This window comes from Acetobacter sp. (assembly GCF_022483985.1).
Classification (GTDB): Bacteria; Pseudomonadota; Alphaproteobacteria; order Acetobacterales; family Acetobacteraceae; genus Acetobacter.
In genome coordinates this window covers 2254971-2273236 of sequence record NZ_JAKVME010000001.1, presented here as the reverse complement: position 1 = coordinate 2273236, position 18266 = coordinate 2254971, and the positions used below count along the sequence as shown (strand labels likewise).

The window sequence follows — 18266 nt, the reverse complement described above, 5'->3', positions numbered from 1 at the left end:
TCTGGATACGGTGCGGATGGAAGAGGTCTTCGGGGTTATCGCCAGCCAGTTATCGCCAGACAGTTATGGACGGTCAGTTGGAACGCGAGCGGAACGGTCATCCTGACCGGCGGCGTACGGCCGGGACAGAAGAGAAAAAGCCGATGCCGCCAGACCGCTTCCGGCTCCAAGCATGCCAAATCCCATTCCCAGAAGGCGGGCTTCTGCTCCATTCGCCAGATTTGTGCCCGGAAACATGTTTTTCCAGACTGCCATGCAGAGAACCAGAGAGGCCATGCCGATGAGCCCGTAACCGACCCAGAACATGATGGTGCAGCGTTTCATTCTGTCCGCTCCGTTTTGCTCAGGCTACCCGCCTGCATCTTCCATGCACAACAGAATCCGACTGCCGGAAGCTTCAGAAAATTCACCCAGATCGCAGGAATTCCGGAAATGGAGCCGCCTCACGACGCAGGCACGGCATGGGTGTTCTTCCGCAGGGTGAGGGTCAGGAAGAACCCGAGAGCGCAGAACGCGGCGGCCACGACGAACAGCGTCGGAAAGCCCCAGACAGGAATGATCATCCCCAGCCCCGGCCCGGACGCGCCGATGGCGAGATCAAGAAAGACGGAAAACCCACCCAGCGCCACACCACGGTTTTCCGCCCCCAGCCGTTCGATGGCCATCACGCCCAGAGCCGGGAAAACCAGCGAAAAACCGACACCCGTCAGAGCCGCTCCGATATTGGCCAGAATGGGAGAGGAACCTCCCGCGATGACCAGCAGGCCAAGCGTTTCAACCCCCATTGAGATCAGCGTCACCCTCTCGCCACCGATCTTTCGGATCATGTTCGAGAAGATGAACCGGGTCAGAACAAAGAACCCGCCGAAAACGGCCAGTGCAATGGCCGCACCGCTCCAGTTCCTGTCGTTGAAATAGAGCGTCAGGCAGGAGACGATCGCGCCGAACCCGACCGAACCCGCGCCCAGCGCGCAGCCATACGGCATGATTGCGCGGAAAATGGCCGTGAAACCGGGTTTCGGACCAGTCTGTGGCGCCGGTCGTGTGGTTTCCTGACGCAGGGCGTTGGGAATGCAGGCGACAAAGAGCAGCGTTGATAGCAGCCCGACCCCGACGAGGCCGCCGAACGAGGCGTGAGAGGAAAAGATCATGGCGGCAATCGGCGCGCCGAGCGCAATCCCGCCATAGGAGCAGACGCCGTTCCATGAAATGACGGTCGCCGAATGTGCAGCGCCCGCCCTGTGCATGTTCCAGATGATGACGCCGACCGCCACCCAGCTTTCACTGAAGCCGAGCAGGGCGCGACCGATGAGCAGCAGGCCAAGGGAGAGCGACGGGATCGCTGTGCAGAACGTTGCCGCCGCGAGCAGAAGCCCGGACAGAGCGCCCACGATCAGTCCCGTAAGAACCACGGGACGCGCGCCACTGGTGTCGAGTCGCTTTCCGGCACAGGTTCTGGTGGCCAGTGTGGCAAGATATTGGGCGGAGACCGCAAATCCGGCGAGCGCCGCACTGTATCCCAGCGTGAGGTGCACGAAAAGCGGAACGACCGCCATCTGAAGACCGATGACCGTGTAGCAGGCCAGTGTGAACAGCAGAACCGGATAGATGCGGACGATGACGGATGAAGTATGGGGCGGAGAAGAAGTCATGCAGCATCCGGTGGCAGTGATCGTTTCAGGGGCAGGGGGTAGGAGCAGGGGTTTCTGCATGCGTGCGGGCGGTCTAGCCTGCAACGCTTCGGAGACAGCGATGTTTCAGATGCCTTGATACGAACGCCCATCACGTGGGGAGGTAATCCGTTATGACGACGAAACCATCAGCAGACAGTATCGGTTTGCCTACAGATACCCCCGATGACGGAGGATATATCACGCTTTCCTCTCGCATCGCCTATGAAAATCCCTGGACACGGGTGCGGGAGGATATCATCCGTCGTCCAAATGGGAAGGACGGTCTCTACGGAATTGTCGAGCGGGGCGACTTCGTCGTCATCATGCCTGTGGGCGGTGAGGGCGGCGAACGGACCGTGACGCTCATCCAGCAGTTCCGCTATCCCGTGCAGCGCCGCATGTGGGAGTTTCCCATGGGCATGTGGGAGACGAAACCCGATGCAGACCCCGAGCTTGTCGCAGCAGGTGAGCTTCGGGAGGAAACCGGCCTGTCCGCCGCGCGGATGCAGCATGTCGGCGTCGTCTATCAGGGGGCGGGTTATTCTACCCAGCGCGGTCATGTCTATCTCGCGACCGATCTGACGCCGGGAGAAAACGCGCTTGAGGAGACAGAGCAGGACATCACCTGTCACACCGTTGCTCTCGCGGAATTCGAGCGGATGGTCCGTGACAATGAAATCACCTGTATGGTGACACTCGCGGCCTTCGCCATGATCCGCTCTCACGGGCTGGTCTGAGCAGACATCCCTTCCCATGCGAAGCACGGGGAGATGTCCGTATGGCTGGACTGTCGGCAAAGCAATTCTCGGACGATAGGGAATTGACAGGGACTCGTCTTCCACAGTCTGTAGCAGGGTCAGAATCGAAGACCTGTCTCCCACCGTTCCGGATACGCAGTGGTAAAAGACACGCCGCTGAAGGCAGAGGGAGTCCGGGGTATGCCGCACGATATCGATGAGTCCGTTTCTTCAGGGACGTCACCGGCAACAGGTGCCGGTGCATCTGCCGCTCCTGATAGCGGCGCAAGGCGTTCGGCTCTCCCTCCATCCGTTCTGGCAAGTGGACCGGCAGAGGAAGCCGCCGCGGAACGCGCGCAGCAGGCCCGCATGCATGAGGCCGTGCGGCGGGCCCGGCTGAGCGTCAATCAGGTCTGCCTGATCATCCTGACCGTTCTGGCGATGCTGTATACCCTGAAACTTGCCGCCTCGATCGTGCTTCCGATGGTCATGGCCGTGGTGACGAACCTGATGCTGGTGACGCCGATGCGCGTCATCTCACATTGGGTGAAACTCCCGCGCCCCATCATCGCGTTTCTGCTGATCGGCAGCATGTTCGGAGGGTTTGCTGCGGTCGGAATGGCTGTTTCGGTTCCGGCGGCCGGATGGCTTTCCCAGTTGCCGCAGGAAATCACGCTCGTTCAGTCGCATCTGGCCATCCTGAATGACCCCATCCACTTTCTGGAAAGCACGGGGCTGAGAATACAGAAGCTTCTAGGAGTGCCGAGCGATCCGCATGCGCCGGGTGTCGCGTCCGGCATCGTGCCGCTCGGCTCATCGCTTCTGCTCGGCACCCAGGCGTTCATGGGGCAGCTTTTCACTTTCTTCATCATGCTGTTCTTTCTGCTCGCGCAGGGCGACAGCCTGCTGCGGCGCTTTGTCGAGATCATGCCGACCTTCAACGACAAGCGGCGGGCCGTGCAGATTTCGTCCCATATCGAGCGGAATATCTCGCTCTATCTGGCCACCATCACGATGATGAATGTGTTCGTGGGGGTCGCCAACACGGTCCAGTGCTGGATGCTGGGCATGCCGACCCCCCTGCTGTGGGGAGTCGTGGCGTTCGCTCTGAACTATATTCCGATCATCGGCCCCTGCACGGGCATCGTGATCTATTTCTGCGTGGGGTTGCTGACGTTTTCAACGGTCGTGCAGGCGCTTCTGCCCCCGGCGGTCTATCTCTGTATCCATCTGCTGGAGGGAGAGACCATCACGCCCATGCTGCTGGCGCGGCGCTTCACATTGAACCCGGTGCTCGTGATGGCGTCCCTGCTGTTCTGGGACTGGATGTGGGGCATTACCGGTGCGTTTCTCTCCGTGCCGATGCTGGCCGTGTTCAAGATCATCTGCGACCACGTCGATTCCCTGACGCCAATCGGTCACATGATCGGAGGCCCGGGCGCCATGCCTGAGCGGCATGAACAGGGGCACCATCATGAAGAGGCTGTCCTGCATCCGGGGACGCACGTCAGTTCGTAAGGCGAAAGCCCGGATTGGTTGTCAGTCTCTTATATTCAGTCTCTTATATCAGGTGAATTTTCAGAAGGGTTCCGGGAGTGCTGTCCCGGAACCTTGTTCCCTGTCGGTCAGGTCGGATCGACAAAGAAAACCGGGATGGCGTCCCCGGAGGCGACAATCTGGTCGATCCGGTCGCAGGCCGCCAGAGCCTCGGAGATGGTCACGTCCATATCAAGATATCTGTAGGTTCCCAGACGTCCGAGGAAGGAAATCTTCTTCTCCGTTCTGGCCAGATCGATATAGCTTTCAAGCATGCGTTTTTCATGGACCTGACGGATGGGGTAGTAGGGAATGTCCCGCTCCCCTGCCAGTCGGCTGTATTCCCTGAAACAGACCGTGCGCGAGAATGTGTCAGCTTCCCACGGCGCGAAATGCTTGTGTTCGGAAATGCGTGTGAAGGGAACTGACTGGTCACAGTAATTGATGACGGCCGTGCCCTGATAATCGCCCTCATCCTCGATCCGTTCGAAATCCAGCGTCCGGTAGCCCAGTCGTCCGAGCCTGAAGCCGAAATAACGGTCAATCGGTCCTGTGTAGAAAACATGGTCGAACTCTTCGGCTACTGCCTCAAAGGAGGTGCCCAGCCGGACCTCAATGCGATCATGTCTGAGGATGTTTTCGATGATGGCCGTGTAACCATCCTCGGGCATGCCCTGATATGGATGGTTGAAGTAATTGTCGTCGTAATTGAAGCGAAGCGGGAGGCGCTTCAGAATGGATGCGGGCAGTTCCGTGGGCTCCATGCCCCACTGCTTGCAGGTATAGCCGTGGAAAAAGGCCCGATACAGATCAGGCCCGATCATGGACAGCGCCTGTTCTTCGAAATTCTGCGGATTCTTGATGGATTTATCCGCTTTTGACTCGATAAAGGTCCGTGCCTCTTTCGGGCTGAGAGTCTCACCGAAAAACTGGTTGATGGTCAGCAGATTGACGGGAAGCGTATAGACCCTGCCCTGAGAAATCGCCTTGACCCGGTTCACATACGGACGGAACGTTCCGAACTGGTTGATGTAATCCCATGCCCGCTGGTCGGCTGTATGGAAGATATGTGGCCCGTAGCGGTGCACCATGATGCCGGTCGCCGCATCGCGTTCGGTATGGCAGTTACCGCCAGCGTGAGGACGCTCATCCAGCAGAACGACCTCATGGCCTTTCTGCGCCAGATGCCTGGCAATAATGGCGCCGCTGAACCCCGCTCCAACAATACAGACTCTCATAAGCAACACTCAAATGCTGTTCCGGACGACATGTGCGCAGGCTTCTGACGCATAGTCTGTCAGAACGTCTACACGCGATAGTATGTGAGAGCAAAGTTTATAATTTTATAATCTATTGAAATCACACATGAAGATAAAATGAAGCAAGTATTTGAACATGTATTGTTCGTTTTTGCTCTTACTCCGCAATGAAAGGGAGGCGATGCCTCTGTAATCAGAGCGTTGTTCATTGCATGAATGTGTTTGGAGGGCTGGGTTAACTTCTGATGTCTGTCCGGCGTAACAAATGCCACTTCGTTTCTGGGCGAGCAGGAACGAACAAAAGAGGCACCATCCTAACGGCCGAAAGCGTCACCCGGCAGGGGATTGCCGCTATACCATTCTTTACCAACCACGGGGCCAGTCACGGGGGGCAATCATATGGGCGCAGCCACGGAGCCAGCGGACTGCGAGTGGTGACCGGTTTGCCAGCGGCTGAGGCGAATGGGCTGCCCAGTGAGCGCGTCTGTTTGCGCCGGAAGGCAGTTGATAGTACCCCGGCGGCTTCCATCAGCCCGCCCGAGGACCCCCGGCCCCCATGATCCGTCTCGACAATATCAGCAAGCACAACGGCAAGCGTGTCATCTTCATCGAGGCGTCAGCTTCCCTCCAGAAGGGTGAAAAGATTGGTCTCGTCGGCCCGAATGGTGCGGGCAAGACGACCCTCTTCCGACTCATCACCAAGCAGGAAGAGCCCGATGAAGGCAATGTCGTCACCGACAAGGGGCTGACCATCGGGTTTTTCAGTCAGGACGTTGGCGAGATGGAAGGTCGGAGCGCCGTCGCCGAAGTCATGGACGGCGTGGGTGAGGTCTCCACGGTCGCGGCGGAACTGTCCAGACTTGAGGCGGCACTGGCCGACCCCGAGCAGATGGATCAGATGGACGCCATTCTGGAGCGCTTCGGGGAAGTGCAGGCACGCTTTGAGGAACTGGGCGGCTACGCGCTGGACGGAAAGGCGCGTGAGGTACTGGATGGCCTCGGGTTCAGTCAGGAAATGATGGACGGCGATGTCGGCAAGCTGTCAGGCGGCTGGAAAATGCGTGTTGCTCTGGCGCGCATCCTGCTCATGCGTCCGGACGCCATGCTGCTCGACGAACCGAGCAACCATCTCGACCTCGAAAGTCTGATCTGGCTCGAACAGTTTCTTGCGAACTACGATGGCGCATTGCTCATGACATCGCATGATCGCGCTTTCATGAACCGCATCATCAACAAGGTCATCGAGATCGACGGTGGGAATCTCACCAGCTTCTCGGGTGACTACGAATTCTACGAACAGCAGCGCGCCCAGAACGAAAAGCAGCAGCAGGCCCAGTTCGAGCGTCAGCAGGCCATGCTTGCCAAGGAAATTGCCTTCATTGACCGGTTCAAGGCCCGTGCTTCCCATGCGGCGCAGGTTCAGAGCCGTGTGAAGAAACTGGACAAGATCGACCGTGTGGAACCACCGAAGCGTCGCCAGACTCTGTCTTTCGAGTTTCCACCCGCGCCGCGTTCCGGCGATGTGGTCGTGACGCTGAAGGGTGTGGACAAGAAATACGGCAGCAAGGTGATCTATGAAGGGCTCGACCTGATGATCCGCCGTCAGGAGCGGTGCTGTGTTCTCGGTGTGAACGGCGCGGGCAAGTCCACACTGCTGAAGCTCGTCACCGGCACGACGGAACCGGACGCCGGAACGGTCACGCTCGGCGGCAGCGTGAAGATGGGGTATTTCGCCCAGCACGCCATGGATCTGCTGGACGGTGACCGCACGATCTTCGAGACGCTTGAAGACAACTTCCCCCTCGCCAATCAGGGCGCCCTGCGGGCGCTGGCGGGAGGTTTCGGCTTCTCGGGCGACGATATCGACAAACCCTGCCGCGTTCTGTCAGGTGGCGAGAAAGCGCGTCTGGTGCTGGCGCTGATGCTGTTCGATCCGCCGAACTTCCTCGTGCTCGACGAACCGACCAACCATCTCGACATCGGCACCAAGGAAATGCTGATCAACGCCCTGTCGAAATACGAGGGCACCATGCTGTTCGTCTCGCATGACCGGCACTTTCTCGCCGCCCTGTCCAACCGTGTGCTGGAACTGACGCCGGAAGGCATCCATCGCTATGACGGTGGTTATTCGGAGTATGTGGCTCGTACCGGCAGGGAAGCGCCCGGTCTGCACGCGTGAACGGGGCTTATACCGACTGAAGTGCGCCGGATGGTTTTGTCGGGGAGATTTCCGGGGCCTGCCCCGTATCCCGCCAACGGCCCGTTTTTTGACATCAGTACATCGGGATGGGAGGCCTACCCCTTTCCGGGAGCCGTGAACCGGGAGGAGGGTAACCCGTAGCGTCGCTGGTATTACTCACGCCGCAGCACCTTGTCGGTAATGAATGACGCCAGCCTGCCCGCAACGAAATCGCGCTTGAGGGCAGCTTCGTCGTAATGATGCTCGACCCATTCCAGAAACGGGATACTGCCTTCGGCCTCGATGCGATACCGCCAGAAGAAGGCGTCCAGAATCCCGGTGCGGGAGCGGTTGAAATGTCCGAAACGCCATGAAAGCTGACGGAGCGCCTCATCGGTTGTGCCGCCCTCGAACATCACGACAAGACCGGAGGCGAGGCCCGCACGGTCCGCGCCGGACTTGCAGTGCATCAGCATCGGGAATTCAAGCGAGCGATAGAGCGACTCAAAGCGCAGGATGCGATCGCGGTGCGGCGCGCCCCGGCTTTCAAACGCCATATCCACATGGATCAGCCCCTGTTGCTTCGCCGCATTGCGGGAGAGGGCGTCTGATCCGCACTTCCGGTGTCCACGCAGATTGACCAGCGTTTTCAGGTGGAAGCGACGCTTCGCAGCGGCCAGACGGGCGGGTGTCGGATGGTTGCAGCGATAGACCTTGCCCGGCACGACCGCATGAAAATTGGTCCAGACAAGCCTGAAAACCGCATGGTCCACGAACAGGCTGTCCATCCAGGCTTTGCGACGGCCGCTCGGCGAGGCCAGACTTCCTTCGAACACAAGGATGCTCCTGTTTGTTGGGGGGCAGAGTATAGGGAGAGAGAGGCGTCTCTCCAAGATGGCTGCGCTGCTAGCGTAAGGGGCTCTCTCGTCACGGCATGATAGAGAGATGAGGGGAATGAAAGAGTTAAGGGGTTTTCGCTGGAGGGCAGCCCGGATATTCAAATGCCGGTCTGTTGGGGCAGAAGCCTGCTTACGAAGAAACGGGGTTTCGTGGGCTGATCGCTGAAGGCGGGCCGGTCAGGTCAGCACGCGCCGTACAGGAGCGGTGAACTCCCATGATACGCCTTCTGTTTCATGAAGGTAGATCACATGCGCGTCCTCTATTCCGCGTGGGTTGCGCTCGATGACCGCCGTGCCGAAACCCTTTGAAGGCGGTTCGGTGAGTGGCGGGCCGCCCCGCTCTTTCCATCGCAGTCGGAACAGGGCGTCATCGCCCTCTCCCTCAATACGCCAGTTGATCATTACCGTGCCGGTGTCATTGGAAAAAGCGCCGTGCAGAACAGCATTTGTCATCAGCTCATGAATGGCGAGGCCGATTTTTTCCACCGCCTCCGTCCGCAGACGGATATGGGAATCGCCATCAATGCGAAGCCGGGTGGGGCATATCGCGCCGTGCGCGGCAGTGTGCGCTGTCACGATATCTTCAATGCGCGCACCGGTCCATTGCTCCCGCACCAGCAGGTCCAGACCGCGGGCAATGGCATTGATGCGTTGATCGAGGGCTGTCACAAACGGTTCACGCGGGTCCGGGACCGTCCGTCTGAGCATGGCCCGAACGACAGTCAGCATGTTGCGCGAGCGGTGCGTGACCTCCCGCAGAAGCAGGCCGATCCGCTCCTCGTTTTCCTTTACTGTCGACACATCGCGGGACACGCAGAGAATGGCTTCTACACTGCCGCTTATATTGAAGAGGGGCGTCAGGATATTATCCCAATAGCGCGGTGGCTGTCCCGGTATCTTACTGAGGCCTCCAAAGCGGGCTTCTACGCCGTTACGGACTTCATTCAGCGCCTTCTCACCCGGCTCCCAGGCGGCCTCGGGAAGCAGCGGCAGCCATTTCATGCCGAAACCCGAATTGGGATTGACGCTCAGCGCCGTGCAGCCGGCTTCATTCATATGAGCCAGCGTGCCGTCGGTATTGATCACCTTGATGCAGTCTGAACTCACATTGAGCATGGCCATACGCAAATGGGCAGTGTGTCTGGTTTCCTGTTCCCGCGTTTTCTGCTCATGGACGTCAGTCAGGATATGGAACCAGAACTGAAGCGTGCCATTGCCATCCCTGTGGGGCACGGCCCGGAACAGAAACCATCGACCACGGCAGTCCGGACTGTGGAAGACGCACCCGGTCAGACGGCATTCCGTCACCTGCTGTTCGCCAGTTTCCAGAGACAGGCGCAGAGCCTGTTCGATCTTCTCCTGATCTTCCGGAATGATCCAGTTGACCCAGGAATCCGAGGCAAAATCGTCACTGGACCCGTTGGCATGGGTCCGCCAGGCCTTGTTGAAATAATCGCCCCGTCGCTCCGGACTGACCACGCAGATCAGGTCCGGCAGCAGATCCAGAGTGGCGTGCATTGAAGGTGTGGTGACAGCGGCGATGATGTTCATGGCAGTTCCGGATCATCAGGAAAGGCTGCACACGCTGTCTCAGTGCAGGACCAGAATGCATTTCTTTATAAAAAAGATATCTTATGAAACACCTGTCGGACTTTTTTGTCAAAAGAATGAATCAGATAGAGGCGTTTCCGGCGAGATGTCTCTTTAATTAACGATTTATAAACCTTTTTCGACCGTTCCCGGCGAGCCCTGTTTGCCCGGAAAGCCGCTTCCTGTCATGGAAGTCCAATGACTGGACCGCACCCCTTCGAGATCTTTCTGGCAACGATTCCCGGACTGGAGACAGTCCTGTGTGAAGAGGTGCGCCTTAAAGGCTTCAAACGCCCCGTCGCCGTCCCCGGTGGCGTCACGATTCTGGGCGGCTGGCCGGAGGTCTGGCGCGCCAATCTGTGGGTTCGCGGCGCAAGCCGTGTGCTGGCCCGGATCGACAGTTTTCGTGTGATGCATCTGGCGCAGCTCGATCAGCGCGCGCGCCTTGTGCCGTGGGCGGATGTGTTGCGTCCGGACATCCCCTTTCATGTCGAGGCGGACTGCATGGCCTCGAAAATCTATCACGAGGGTGCTGCGGTGGAACGCATCACCCGTGCCATCCGCGAAACGCTGGGAGCGCCGGAGGCCAAAGAAGGCGGCGTTCTGGTGCGGGCGCGGATTGAGCGGGATGTCTGCACCATCAGTGTCGATACGTCCGGCGTTCTTCTCCACCGGCGGGGGCACAAGGCGGCGGTCAACCGGGCACCCATCCGCGAAACCATGGCGTCCCTTTTTCTGCGGCAATGCGGCTACACCGGCAGTGAACCCGTGGTGGACCCGATGTGCGGTTCAGGCACCTTTCTGCTGGAAGCCGCCGAAATTGCGGCCCGTCTGAATCCCGGACGCTCACGCCATTTCGCTTTCGAGGAACTGGCGACCTTCGATCCGGAGGCGTGGGGGCAGATGCGGGCTGTGAAAAGTGAACGCACACCCTCTGTCAGATTTTACGGCAGTGACCGGGATGCAGGCGCCATCGCCATGAGCCGCGCCAATCTGGAGCAGGCGGGCGTCGCCGATTATGTGACGCTGCAACAGGCGACAATCAGTGAACTTCAGCCTCCGGAGGGGTCGCCGGGTCTGGTGATCGTCAATCCACCCTACGGAACCCGGATCGGAGACAAAAAGGCCCTCATCCCTCTCTACCGGGCGCTCGGCCAGACACTGTTGAGCCGTTTTTCCGGCTGGCGGGTTGGGATCGTGACGACGGAAACAGCGCTTGCCCATGCGACGACGCTGCCATTTCTGCCGACAGCAGCACCCGTTCCGCACGGCGGACTACGTGTGACGCTCTATCATACGGCGCCGTTGCCCTGAACGGTCAGATGTGAAATCTGCCTTTCTGGAGGGACGCAGGCTTGTATCAGGGGCGTCGGTTTGTCATGCCTGCATCCGCGAAGACGCACCCTGCGTCTGTCAGTAACGGAGAGTGCGAGATGAGCGAAACCCTGAAATGCCCGAAATGCGGATCGGCGCATGTGTATCAGGACGGTCCTCTCTGGATCTGCCCGGAATGCGCTCATGAATGGACTGGCGAGGCTGCGGAAGCCGGAGAGCAGGGTGAACGCGTGATCCGTGACGCCAACGGCAATGTGCTGGCGGATGGCGATACGGTGAGCGTCATCAAGGATCTGAAGATCAAGGGATCATCGCAGGTCGTGAAAGGTGGCACCAAGGTCAAGGGAATCCGTCTTGTCGACGGGACGGATGGACATGATATCGCCTGCAAGATTCCCGGTTTTGGCGCGATGAACCTGAAATCCGAGTTCGTGAAGAAGGTCTGATTTTCCGAAAATGGCGCGTAGGGGCTGAGCCGGTTCAGGCCGGTTCAGAAAGCCTTGCGTGATGACTGAAAGAGGCGGGAAATCCGGTAACCCAACCGGTTCGCCGGTTTTTCCACCTTCTCATACAGCAGATGGCTCACAGGTAGTCCGATCAGCAGGGTCAGACAGAAAACCATACCTTCCCGCACCGGCATTGAAAACGCCGGAAGCGCAGGGGAAAGCAGTCGTCCTGCGATGGCGATGACCAGAAAATGCACGAGATACAGGCTGAACGAAATATCGCCAAGCCAGAGCAGCGCCCTGTTTGAAAGCAGGGTTGCGATCGGGCCGTTGCGGGCCAGACCGAACAGCAGAAAGCCCGCGCAGACAGCCTCCGGAATAACCAGCTTCGGAGCGTTGAATATCGCGCCCAGTGTTTCCGGCTCGGTCAGCAGTGTGGTGGGAAGCGACATGCCGACCGCCGCCAGCACGATCCCGGTGGATGTGAGCATGATGTTCGTGTTCTGCCAGCCCCGATAGGCAATGATCCCCACAACGAAACTGAATCCGTAAATAAAGGGAAGCCCCTTGCCGCCTGATGGCGCACAGAGGGAAAGGAGCAGGGCAGACAGCACGACAGGAAGGAAAATCCGGCTTTCATTGCGGCTGGACGCCCAGAGAAAGGGAAAAAAGAGAGCCGCGATCAGTTCGACGGCGACGGTCCAGTTCTGCGGCACCAGTGCGCTGGAAACCGAGGCAAGGCATTTTGCCAGTAATGTGAGCGACAGGGGCATGTCATGAGGAAGCAGTGCTTCCATTGACGGGTCGCTTCCCGCCACCGGCCAGCTTGCGAATGGAGTGCGTGTAAAAAGAGCCGACAGCAGCGTGACGACAACCAGCGCAGGCAGAATGCGAAAGACGCGACGTGTCCAGAAGGTCAGGACGGTCTTTACGGTAAAGCTCTGTCCCACGAGCGAGTGTGTAAGGACAAATCCGCTGAGAACGAAAAAGAGCGTGACAGCGGCGGGAGAGTTGAAAAGAAAGAAGACGATGACTGACGCGGCATGACTCGACAGGGGATAGCAGGCGAGAACATGCCTCAGCACAACGACCAGTGCGGCCAGTCCACGCACGGACTGCAACGCGTCAAAACGTACGTTTTTCATCGCCGGGTGTGGGATGAAGAGCGTGAGTATAAGAACTGCATTGCTGTTTTTGTACCCTGTTCCGTGTGTGAAGAGTCATCCTCACGTCAGGAGAACAGGTATAATCATGTTTTTCAATGGCAGGAATTGGTGCGCGTCAAAGCTTTCCTCTGCCATCAGGTCCGCCATAATGCTGGCGACTTCTGGAAATCATGTCGTCAACGGGTTTCGGATAAAACCTCAAGGCTTTTTTGATATCGATTTTTCAAAATATTTGATGAGGAATTATTTTTCAGGCTTCGTATTTCATCTGTTCTGGTAACAAGCTGGCAGGTTCATACACGGGGTCCGACGGAGCTTTTTCCATAAGAGCCTCAATCCGGCGGCGTACACGCACGGCAGCGGCGTCCGTCACGAAATTCGGTTCATGGGCCGCGTCAGCGTCTGCAAGGCAGGGTTCTATCGCTTCCAGAACCCTGACGTCCTCATTCACAACCTGATCGTTGCGTTCTGCGTAACTGTTGGAAATGTCTTTATCGTTCAGTGCGAAATTTCGCATGATCCCGGCAAAGTAATGGGTGCTGTAATCGGTTTCCGGTGTGATGGCATGGAAAAAAACCAGATCACCTACGCTGGATGTCGGTTCGCCTTCCTCATCGCAGGCAATGATTTCGGAACCAGCGGCTATGACCAGTGCAACGCCAAAAAGTTCCGAGCGGCTTCTGATCCGCGTCTGTGAACTGAGGGTAGGGAACAGGGCGTGGAGGGCTTCGTCTGTGTCCTTCGCCGGAGAGAGGCGCGTGAAGCTCAGATGGTTTTTCTCATCAATGATTTCGGCAGGTTTGGTTGGACCGTTTTCAGCGCAGCGCTGTCCGAGCGAGAGCGGGTGCGTAAAACTGATATGAGACTGGTCAAAAAGGTTTTCGAGGACAATCTGTGATCTCGCCCGCACGTGGAAAGTCTTCATCCCGAAGAGAAGGGTTTGGCCACTCTCGGGTTGCAGACTGCGTGCAAATGGCAACCGACTGAGATCAGGCGCTTCTTCTTCGCCAACCCAGAGCCAGATAAAGGGCGCGTGTTCCACAGCATGAAACGCTTTCAGATCCATGCCTGCGGGGACATGTTTCTGAAACGGCAGATGCGTACACACGCCGTCGGAACCAAAGGCTGCGCCATGATAGGGACAGATGATCTGATCGTTGACGATTTCCGCTGTTTCCAGCGGCATCTGCCGGTGAGGGCAGAGAGCTGATACAGCCCTGACGGCGCCCGACCGCTCACGGAACAGAATGATGCGTTCACCCGCAATCGTTCGCATCAGGGGCGCTGCGCCGATTTCATGGCTCCATGCTGCGACATACCACTGATTCCGCGGGTAAGCCTGCCTGGACTCTATGAAGGGATAAAAGGCCATGAAATCTCGCATGCTTTCTGAATACCCAGACTGATGCGGCAAAGATGGTTAAAAGGTTCTTTGGAAAACGGGAGACTTGTCCGGAATTCAAGATTTGAGCGGAAATGTTTCGTTCTGTTACGTTTGGCCGGATGGAAAGCCGGGAACAGAGCGCATGTTTGCAGAGACTACAGCTACTGTTTCTTCTGGCGGGATGCGACGTAGGCTCGCGAGACGCCGTGCATGGCATCTGTGGACCGGTTTCTACAAATACCCGCCATAAAAAACGCCGGAAGGGAGAACCTTCCGGCGTTCTTCATTCAGTGCTGGATCAGCAGATCAGAGCTTGCGCTCGACCTGAAGCTCCTTGATCCGGCCAATAGCCTTGGCGGGATTGAGGCCCTTCGGACAGGTCTGCGTGCAGTTCATGATCGTGCGGCACGCATAGAGCTTGAAGGTGTCTTCCAGCGAGTCGAGGCGATCGCCCTGATGCTCGTCACGGCTGTCCGCGATCCAGCGATACGCCGCCAGCAGAGTGGCCGGACCGAGGTAACGGTCGCCGTTCCACCAGTAGGACGGGCAGGAGGTCGTGCAGCAGAAGCACAGGATGCACTCCCACATGCCGTCCAGCTTGGCGCGCTCTTCCGGAGACTGGAGACGCTCGCCATCCGGCGGTGAGGCGCTGTCGGCCTTCATCCAGGGTTCGATGGAGCGGAGCTGCGCATAGGCACCGTCGAGGTTGGATACGAGATCCTTCACGATGGGCATGTGAGGCAGGGGATTGATGAGAATATCCCCCTTCATGTCCTGAATCGGCTTGAGGCACGCGAGCGTGTTTTCGCCGTCAATGTTCATCGCGCAGGAACCGCAGATGCCTTCACGGCAGGAGCGGCGGAACGTCAGTGTCGGATCGACATCGTTCTTGATGTGAATCAGCGCATCGAGAACCATCGGCCCGATGGCGTCGATGTCGATCTCATACGTATCCATCACCGGATTGCTGTCGTCATCCGGCGTCCAGCGATAGATCTTGAAAGTCCGCACGTTTTTGGCGCTGGCCGGGGCAGGGAAAAACTGCCCCTTGCCCACCGTGCTGTTACGCGGAAGTCTCAGTTCGACCATGTTTCAGTCTCCCTTGTCTGACGGTGGGTTAGTAGACGCGCTTCTTGGGCGGGAAGACTTCGACCTCATCGGTCAGCGTCTTCATATGCACGGGACGATAGGTCATCTTCGTGCCGCCCTTGTCGTCCAGCCATGAAACGCTGTGCTTCATCCATTCCTTGTCGTCACGATCAGGGAAATCGTCACGGGCATGGGCGCCTCGGCTTTCATGACGCACCAGTCCGCTTTCCAGCGTCGCCGTCGCATTGCCAAGAAGGTTCTCGAATTCGAGCGCTTCCATCAGGTCGCTGTTCCAGATCAGGGAACGGTCGGCGACGGACATGTCGTCCTTGGCTTTCCAGATTTCCTGAATCTTGTCACAGCCTTCCTTCATGCTCTCTTCCGTGCGGAACACGGCGGCATGGGTCTGCATGTCACGCTGGAGACGGTCACGCAGTTCGGAGACGCGGGTGTCACCCTTGGCGTGCCGCACGCGATCCAGACGATCGAGGGCGTATTCACCCGCACCGGCAGGCAGCGGCTTCACGAAGTCGGCCGGCTTGACGATCTCGGCGGCGCGCTTCGCAGCGGCGCGACCGAAGACGATCAGATCGAGCAGCGAGTTTGTGCCCAGACGGTTCGCGCCATGGACGGACACGCAGGCGGCCTCGCCAACGGCCATCAGACCGGGCACGACGGCATCCGGGTTGTCGTCCGTCGGACGGACCACTTCGCCGTGAATGTTCGTCGGAATACCACCCATGTTGTAGTGAACGGTCGGCAGAACCGGCACCGGCTCCTTCGTCACATCCACACCGGCGAAGATGCGGGAGGTCTCGATGATGCCCGGCAGACGTTCATGCAGCAGGTCGGAGCCAAGATGCTCCAGATGCATCATGATGTGGTCCTGCTTCGTGCCGCAGCCACGACCTTCCTTGATCTCCAGCGTCATGGCGCGGGAGACCACGTCACGGGAGGCCAGATCCTTCGCCGTCGGCGCATAACGCTCCATGAAGCGCTCGCCTTCGGAGTTGGTCAGATAAGCGCCTTCACCACGGCAGCCTTCGGTCAGCAGGCAGCCCGCCGGATAGATGCCGGTCGGATGGAACTGCACGAACTCCATGTCCTGCGTCGGGAGACCGGCGCGCATGACCATGCCGCCGCCGTCACCCGTGCAGGTGTGGGCCGAGGTGCAGGACTGCCACGCGCGACCGTAGCCGCCCGTCGCCAGAACAACCATCTTCGCGTTGAAGCGGTGGATCGTGCCGTCATCCTGACACCACGCCATCACGCCGCGACAGGCGCCCTCATCATCCATGATGAGGTCGATGGCGAAATATTCGACGAAGAACTCGACATTATGCTTCAGGCACTGCTGATACAGCGTGTGCAGGATCGCATGGCCCGTGCGGTCGGCGGCGGCGCAGGCGCGGGGCACCGGAGCCTTGCCATACTCGCTCATGTGACCGCCGAAGGGACGCTGATAGATCTTGCCCTGCTCGGTGCGGGAAAAAGGCACGCCGAAATGTTCGAGTTCGTGCACGGCGGGAACCGCCTCGCGGCACATGAACTCGATCGCGTCCTGATCGCCCAGCCAGTCCGACCCCTTCACGGTGTCGTACATGTGCCAGCGCCAGTTATCTTCGGCCATGTTGCCGAGAGACGCGCCGATGCCACCCTGCGCGGCCACGGTATGGCTGCGGGTGGGGAAGACTTTCGTCACGCAGGCGGTGGACAGGCCGGCAGCGCCCATGCCCAGAGTTGCGCGGAGGCCCGACCCGCCGGCGCCAACCACGACCACGTCATAGGCGTGATCAACAATGCGGTAGGCCCCCCGGGAAGGAGAGGAATTAGCGTTCATAGTGACGGCGCTCCCGTTGTCTTGCGACCAGTCAGTGCATCAGAAAAACCGGCGCGGCCCGCTGGCCACGCCGGTCAGCGGTGATCAGCCTTTGGAGGCAGGGCGACCAAGGGCCAGTTTCAGCACCGAGACGATGCCGAGCAGACCAAGAAGTCCTGTGCCGATCTTGACGAGCAGTTTTGTGGGGGCATGAGCCTTGCCATGCACATAATCGTCCACGATCACCTGCAACCCGACTTCAGCGTGATAGAAGCTGGAGGCGACCAGCGCGGCGAGAAGAGTCGCGTTGACCGGCTTGCCGCCCCACTTGGCGACCTGCTCATAGTCAGCGCCACCAAGACGGAACATCTGGATGACAAACCAGCCGGAGAGCGGCAGCAGACTGGCTGCTGAAACGCGCTCCACAATCCAGTGATCGGTGCCGGAGTGACCGGAACCAAGGCCACGGGCGCGTCCCAGCTGTGAGCGCATCACGGTATGATGCGTGGGAGACGTTGCATTCATCTCAGGAAACCTTCTTCAGCAGCTTGGCGCGACGCCGGGCGCGACAGCAGGACACGCCGAGCAGGGAGGTGGCGAGCGTCAGACCCACACCGGCGATCACGCCGAGCGCAACCGGACCGTCCTCGTTCAGTTCCTTTTTGTCGTAGCGGTGGCCCGCATCCCAGATAAAGTGGCGAAGGCCACCGACCGTGTGCCAGACCAGTGAGAAGATCCATCCGAACAGCACGAGCTGACCCAGTGGATTGCCTGTCACCTTGCGGGCGCTTTCAAAGGATTTCGGTCCTTTTGCAAGGGCCGCCAGCCAGAAGACACCCAGTGCTGAACCGCCGGTCGCCACCACACCCGTAATTCGGTTCGAAATGGAAAGAAACATCGACAGGCGCATTTTATAGACCTGAAGATGCGGTGACATCGGTCGTCGGATTAGAGCGCCGTCACTTCGGCTCCCCACATAGAGCGCTTCCCGGACATCCTGCATCGTCGCCTCGTCATCTCGTCCATGTAAACGCCGCACGAAACACGGCGCTGTTCTGGAATCGGTCCTACGCCGCAGGGTTTTCGGGGTCAATTGAACAGGGAAACACGAGACCGAGAGGGAGGCTCACGTTTTGCATGTCGAACGGTCTGCC

Annotated in this window: 16 protein-coding genes; 5 read left to right on the top strand and 11 right to left on the bottom strand. The window is 58.9% G+C overall.

All coding sequences use genetic code 11. From position 1 onward, the window contains the following. Nucleotides 1-63 precede the first annotated feature (63 nt). Both LKE90_RS10085 and LKE90_RS10080 read right to left on the bottom strand, forming a co-directional pair. The gene (locus tag LKE90_RS10085; protein WP_291493619.1) at nt 64-324 is read right to left on the bottom strand and encodes a hypothetical protein; all 261 of its coding nucleotides are present in this window, start codon (nt 322-324) and stop codon (nt 64-66) included. 119 nt (nt 325-443) lie between these two features. Continuing rightward, entirely contained in the window at nt 444-1652 is a 1209-nt protein-coding gene (locus tag LKE90_RS10080) for an MFS transporter (RefSeq protein ID WP_291493621.1), read from the bottom strand. Nucleotides 1653-1804: 152 nt separating this feature from the next. Here LKE90_RS10080 and LKE90_RS10075 point away from each other — a divergent pair, with 152 nt between their 5' ends. Further along, nucleotides 1805-2410, top strand: coding sequence for an NUDIX domain-containing protein (locus tag LKE90_RS10075; RefSeq protein ID WP_291493623.1), 606 nt, complete (start codon nt 1805-1807; stop codon nt 2408-2410). A 201-nt stretch (nt 2411-2611) separates the two neighbouring features. Continuing rightward, nucleotides 2612-3928 carry an AI-2E family transporter gene (locus tag LKE90_RS10070; RefSeq protein ID WP_291493625.1) on the top strand — a complete coding sequence of 439 codons (1317 nt, stop codon included), beginning with the start codon at nt 2612-2614 and terminating at the stop codon, nt 3926-3928. A gap of 107 nt (nt 3929-4035) precedes the next feature. Here LKE90_RS10070 and glf read toward each other — a convergent pair whose 3' ends face one another. After that, nucleotides 4036-5184 (bottom strand): UDP-galactopyranose mutase, encoded by a 1149-nt coding sequence (gene glf, locus LKE90_RS10065; protein ID WP_291493775.1) that lies wholly within the window; start codon nt 5182-5184, stop codon nt 4036-4038. 577 nt (nt 5185-5761) lie between these two features. On the opposite strand from glf, the gene LKE90_RS10060 reads away from it, so the two are divergent. Next, nucleotides 5762-7384, top strand: coding sequence for an ABC-F family ATP-binding cassette domain-containing protein (locus tag LKE90_RS10060; protein WP_291493627.1), 1623 nt, complete (start codon nt 5762-5764; stop codon nt 7382-7384). A 173-nt stretch (nt 7385-7557) separates the two neighbouring features. Here the strand turns inward: LKE90_RS10060 and LKE90_RS10055 are convergent, their stop codons facing one another. Then, nucleotides 7558-8220, bottom strand: a complete 663-nt coding sequence (locus LKE90_RS10055) for a tyrosine-protein phosphatase (RefSeq protein ID WP_291493629.1) — start codon at nt 8218-8220, stop codon at nt 7558-7560. A gap of 240 nt (nt 8221-8460) precedes the next feature. Beyond that, entirely contained in the window at nt 8461-9834 is a 1374-nt protein-coding gene (locus tag LKE90_RS10050; RefSeq protein ID WP_291493631.1) for a PAS domain-containing protein, read from the bottom strand. 237 nt (nt 9835-10071) lie between these two features. On the opposite strand from LKE90_RS10050, the gene LKE90_RS10045 reads away from it, so the two are divergent. Then, nucleotides 10072-11187 carry a THUMP domain-containing class I SAM-dependent RNA methyltransferase gene (locus tag LKE90_RS10045; protein WP_291493633.1) on the top strand — a complete coding sequence of 372 codons (1116 nt, stop codon included), beginning with the start codon at nt 10072-10074 and terminating at the stop codon, nt 11185-11187. Between the two features lie 119 nt (nt 11188-11306). Next, on the top strand, nt 11307-11654 hold the full coding sequence (locus LKE90_RS10040; protein ID WP_291493634.1) for a zinc ribbon domain-containing protein YjdM: 348 nt from the start codon (nt 11307-11309) through the stop codon (nt 11652-11654). 44 nt (nt 11655-11698) lie between these two features. On the opposite strand, the gene LKE90_RS10035 is transcribed toward LKE90_RS10040, so the two are convergent. From LKE90_RS10035 to sdhC, 6 genes are all read right to left on the bottom strand, one after another. Further along, nucleotides 11699-12799 (bottom strand): acyltransferase family protein, encoded by a 1101-nt coding sequence (locus LKE90_RS10035; protein ID WP_291493637.1) that lies wholly within the window; start codon nt 12797-12799, stop codon nt 11699-11701. A gap of 271 nt (nt 12800-13070) precedes the next feature. Continuing rightward, nucleotides 13071-14192, bottom strand: coding sequence for an aromatic ring-hydroxylating dioxygenase subunit alpha (locus tag LKE90_RS10030; RefSeq protein WP_291493639.1), 1122 nt, complete (start codon nt 14190-14192; stop codon nt 13071-13073). 318 nt (nt 14193-14510) lie between these two features. Then, entirely contained in the window at nt 14511-15293 is a 783-nt protein-coding gene (locus LKE90_RS10025) for a succinate dehydrogenase iron-sulfur subunit (protein WP_291493641.1), read from the bottom strand. A 28-nt stretch (nt 15294-15321) separates the two neighbouring features. Continuing rightward, nucleotides 15322-17133, bottom strand: coding sequence for a succinate dehydrogenase flavoprotein subunit (gene sdhA / locus LKE90_RS10020; protein WP_291493643.1), 1812 nt, complete (start codon nt 17131-17133; stop codon nt 15322-15324). Nucleotides 17134-17217: 84 nt separating this feature from the next. Then, nucleotides 17218-17637 carry a succinate dehydrogenase, hydrophobic membrane anchor protein gene (gene sdhD, locus LKE90_RS10015; RefSeq protein WP_291493645.1) on the bottom strand — a complete coding sequence of 140 codons (420 nt, stop codon included), beginning with the start codon at nt 17635-17637 and terminating at the stop codon, nt 17218-17220. A 1-nt stretch (nt 17638) separates the two neighbouring features. Next, the gene (sdhC, locus tag LKE90_RS10010) at nt 17639-18115 is read right to left on the bottom strand and encodes a succinate dehydrogenase, cytochrome b556 subunit (RefSeq protein WP_366509530.1); all 477 of its coding nucleotides are present in this window, start codon (nt 18113-18115) and stop codon (nt 17639-17641) included. Between the last annotated feature and the right edge of the window lie 151 nt (nt 18116-18266).

Coding starts and splice junctions, on each gene's coding strand:
- LKE90_RS10085 (WP_291493619.1), bottom strand. CDS start 324: ATGAAACGCTGCACCATCATGTTCTGGGTCGGTTACGGGCTCATCGGC.
- LKE90_RS10080 (WP_291493621.1), bottom strand. CDS start 1,652: ATGACTTCTTCTCCGCCCCATACTTCATCCGTCATCGTCCGCATCTAT.
- LKE90_RS10075 (WP_291493623.1), top strand. CDS start 1,805: ATGACGACGAAACCATCAGCAGACAGTATCGGTTTGCCTACAGATACC.
- LKE90_RS10070 (WP_291493625.1), top strand. CDS start 2,612: ATGCCGCACGATATCGATGAGTCCGTTTCTTCAGGGACGTCACCGGCA.
- glf (WP_291493775.1), bottom strand. CDS start 5,184: ATGAGAGTCTGTATTGTTGGAGCGGGGTTCAGCGGCGCCATTATTGCC.
- LKE90_RS10060 (WP_291493627.1), top strand. CDS start 5,762: ATGATCCGTCTCGACAATATCAGCAAGCACAACGGCAAGCGTGTCATC.
- LKE90_RS10050 (WP_291493631.1), bottom strand. CDS start 9,834: ATGAACATCATCGCCGCTGTCACCACACCTTCAATGCACGCCACTCTG.
- LKE90_RS10045 (WP_291493633.1), top strand. CDS start 10,072: ATGACTGGACCGCACCCCTTCGAGATCTTTCTGGCAACGATTCCCGGA.
- LKE90_RS10040 (WP_291493634.1), top strand. CDS start 11,307: ATGAGCGAAACCCTGAAATGCCCGAAATGCGGATCGGCGCATGTGTAT.
- LKE90_RS10035 (WP_291493637.1), bottom strand. CDS start 12,799: ATGAAAAACGTACGTTTTGACGCGTTGCAGTCCGTGCGTGGACTGGCC.
- LKE90_RS10030 (WP_291493639.1), bottom strand. CDS start 14,192: ATGGCCTTTTATCCCTTCATAGAGTCCAGGCAGGCTTACCCGCGGAAT.
- LKE90_RS10025 (WP_291493641.1), bottom strand. CDS start 15,293: ATGGTCGAACTGAGACTTCCGCGTAACAGCACGGTGGGCAAGGGGCAG.
- sdhA (WP_291493643.1), bottom strand. CDS start 17,133: ATGAACGCTAATTCCTCTCCTTCCCGGGGGGCCTACCGCATTGTTGAT.
- sdhD (WP_291493645.1), bottom strand. CDS start 17,637: ATGAATGCAACGTCTCCCACGCATCATACCGTGATGCGCTCACAGCTG.
- sdhC (WP_366509530.1), bottom strand. CDS start 18,115: ATGCAGGATGTCCGGGAAGCGCTCTATGTGGGGAGCCGAAGTGACGGC.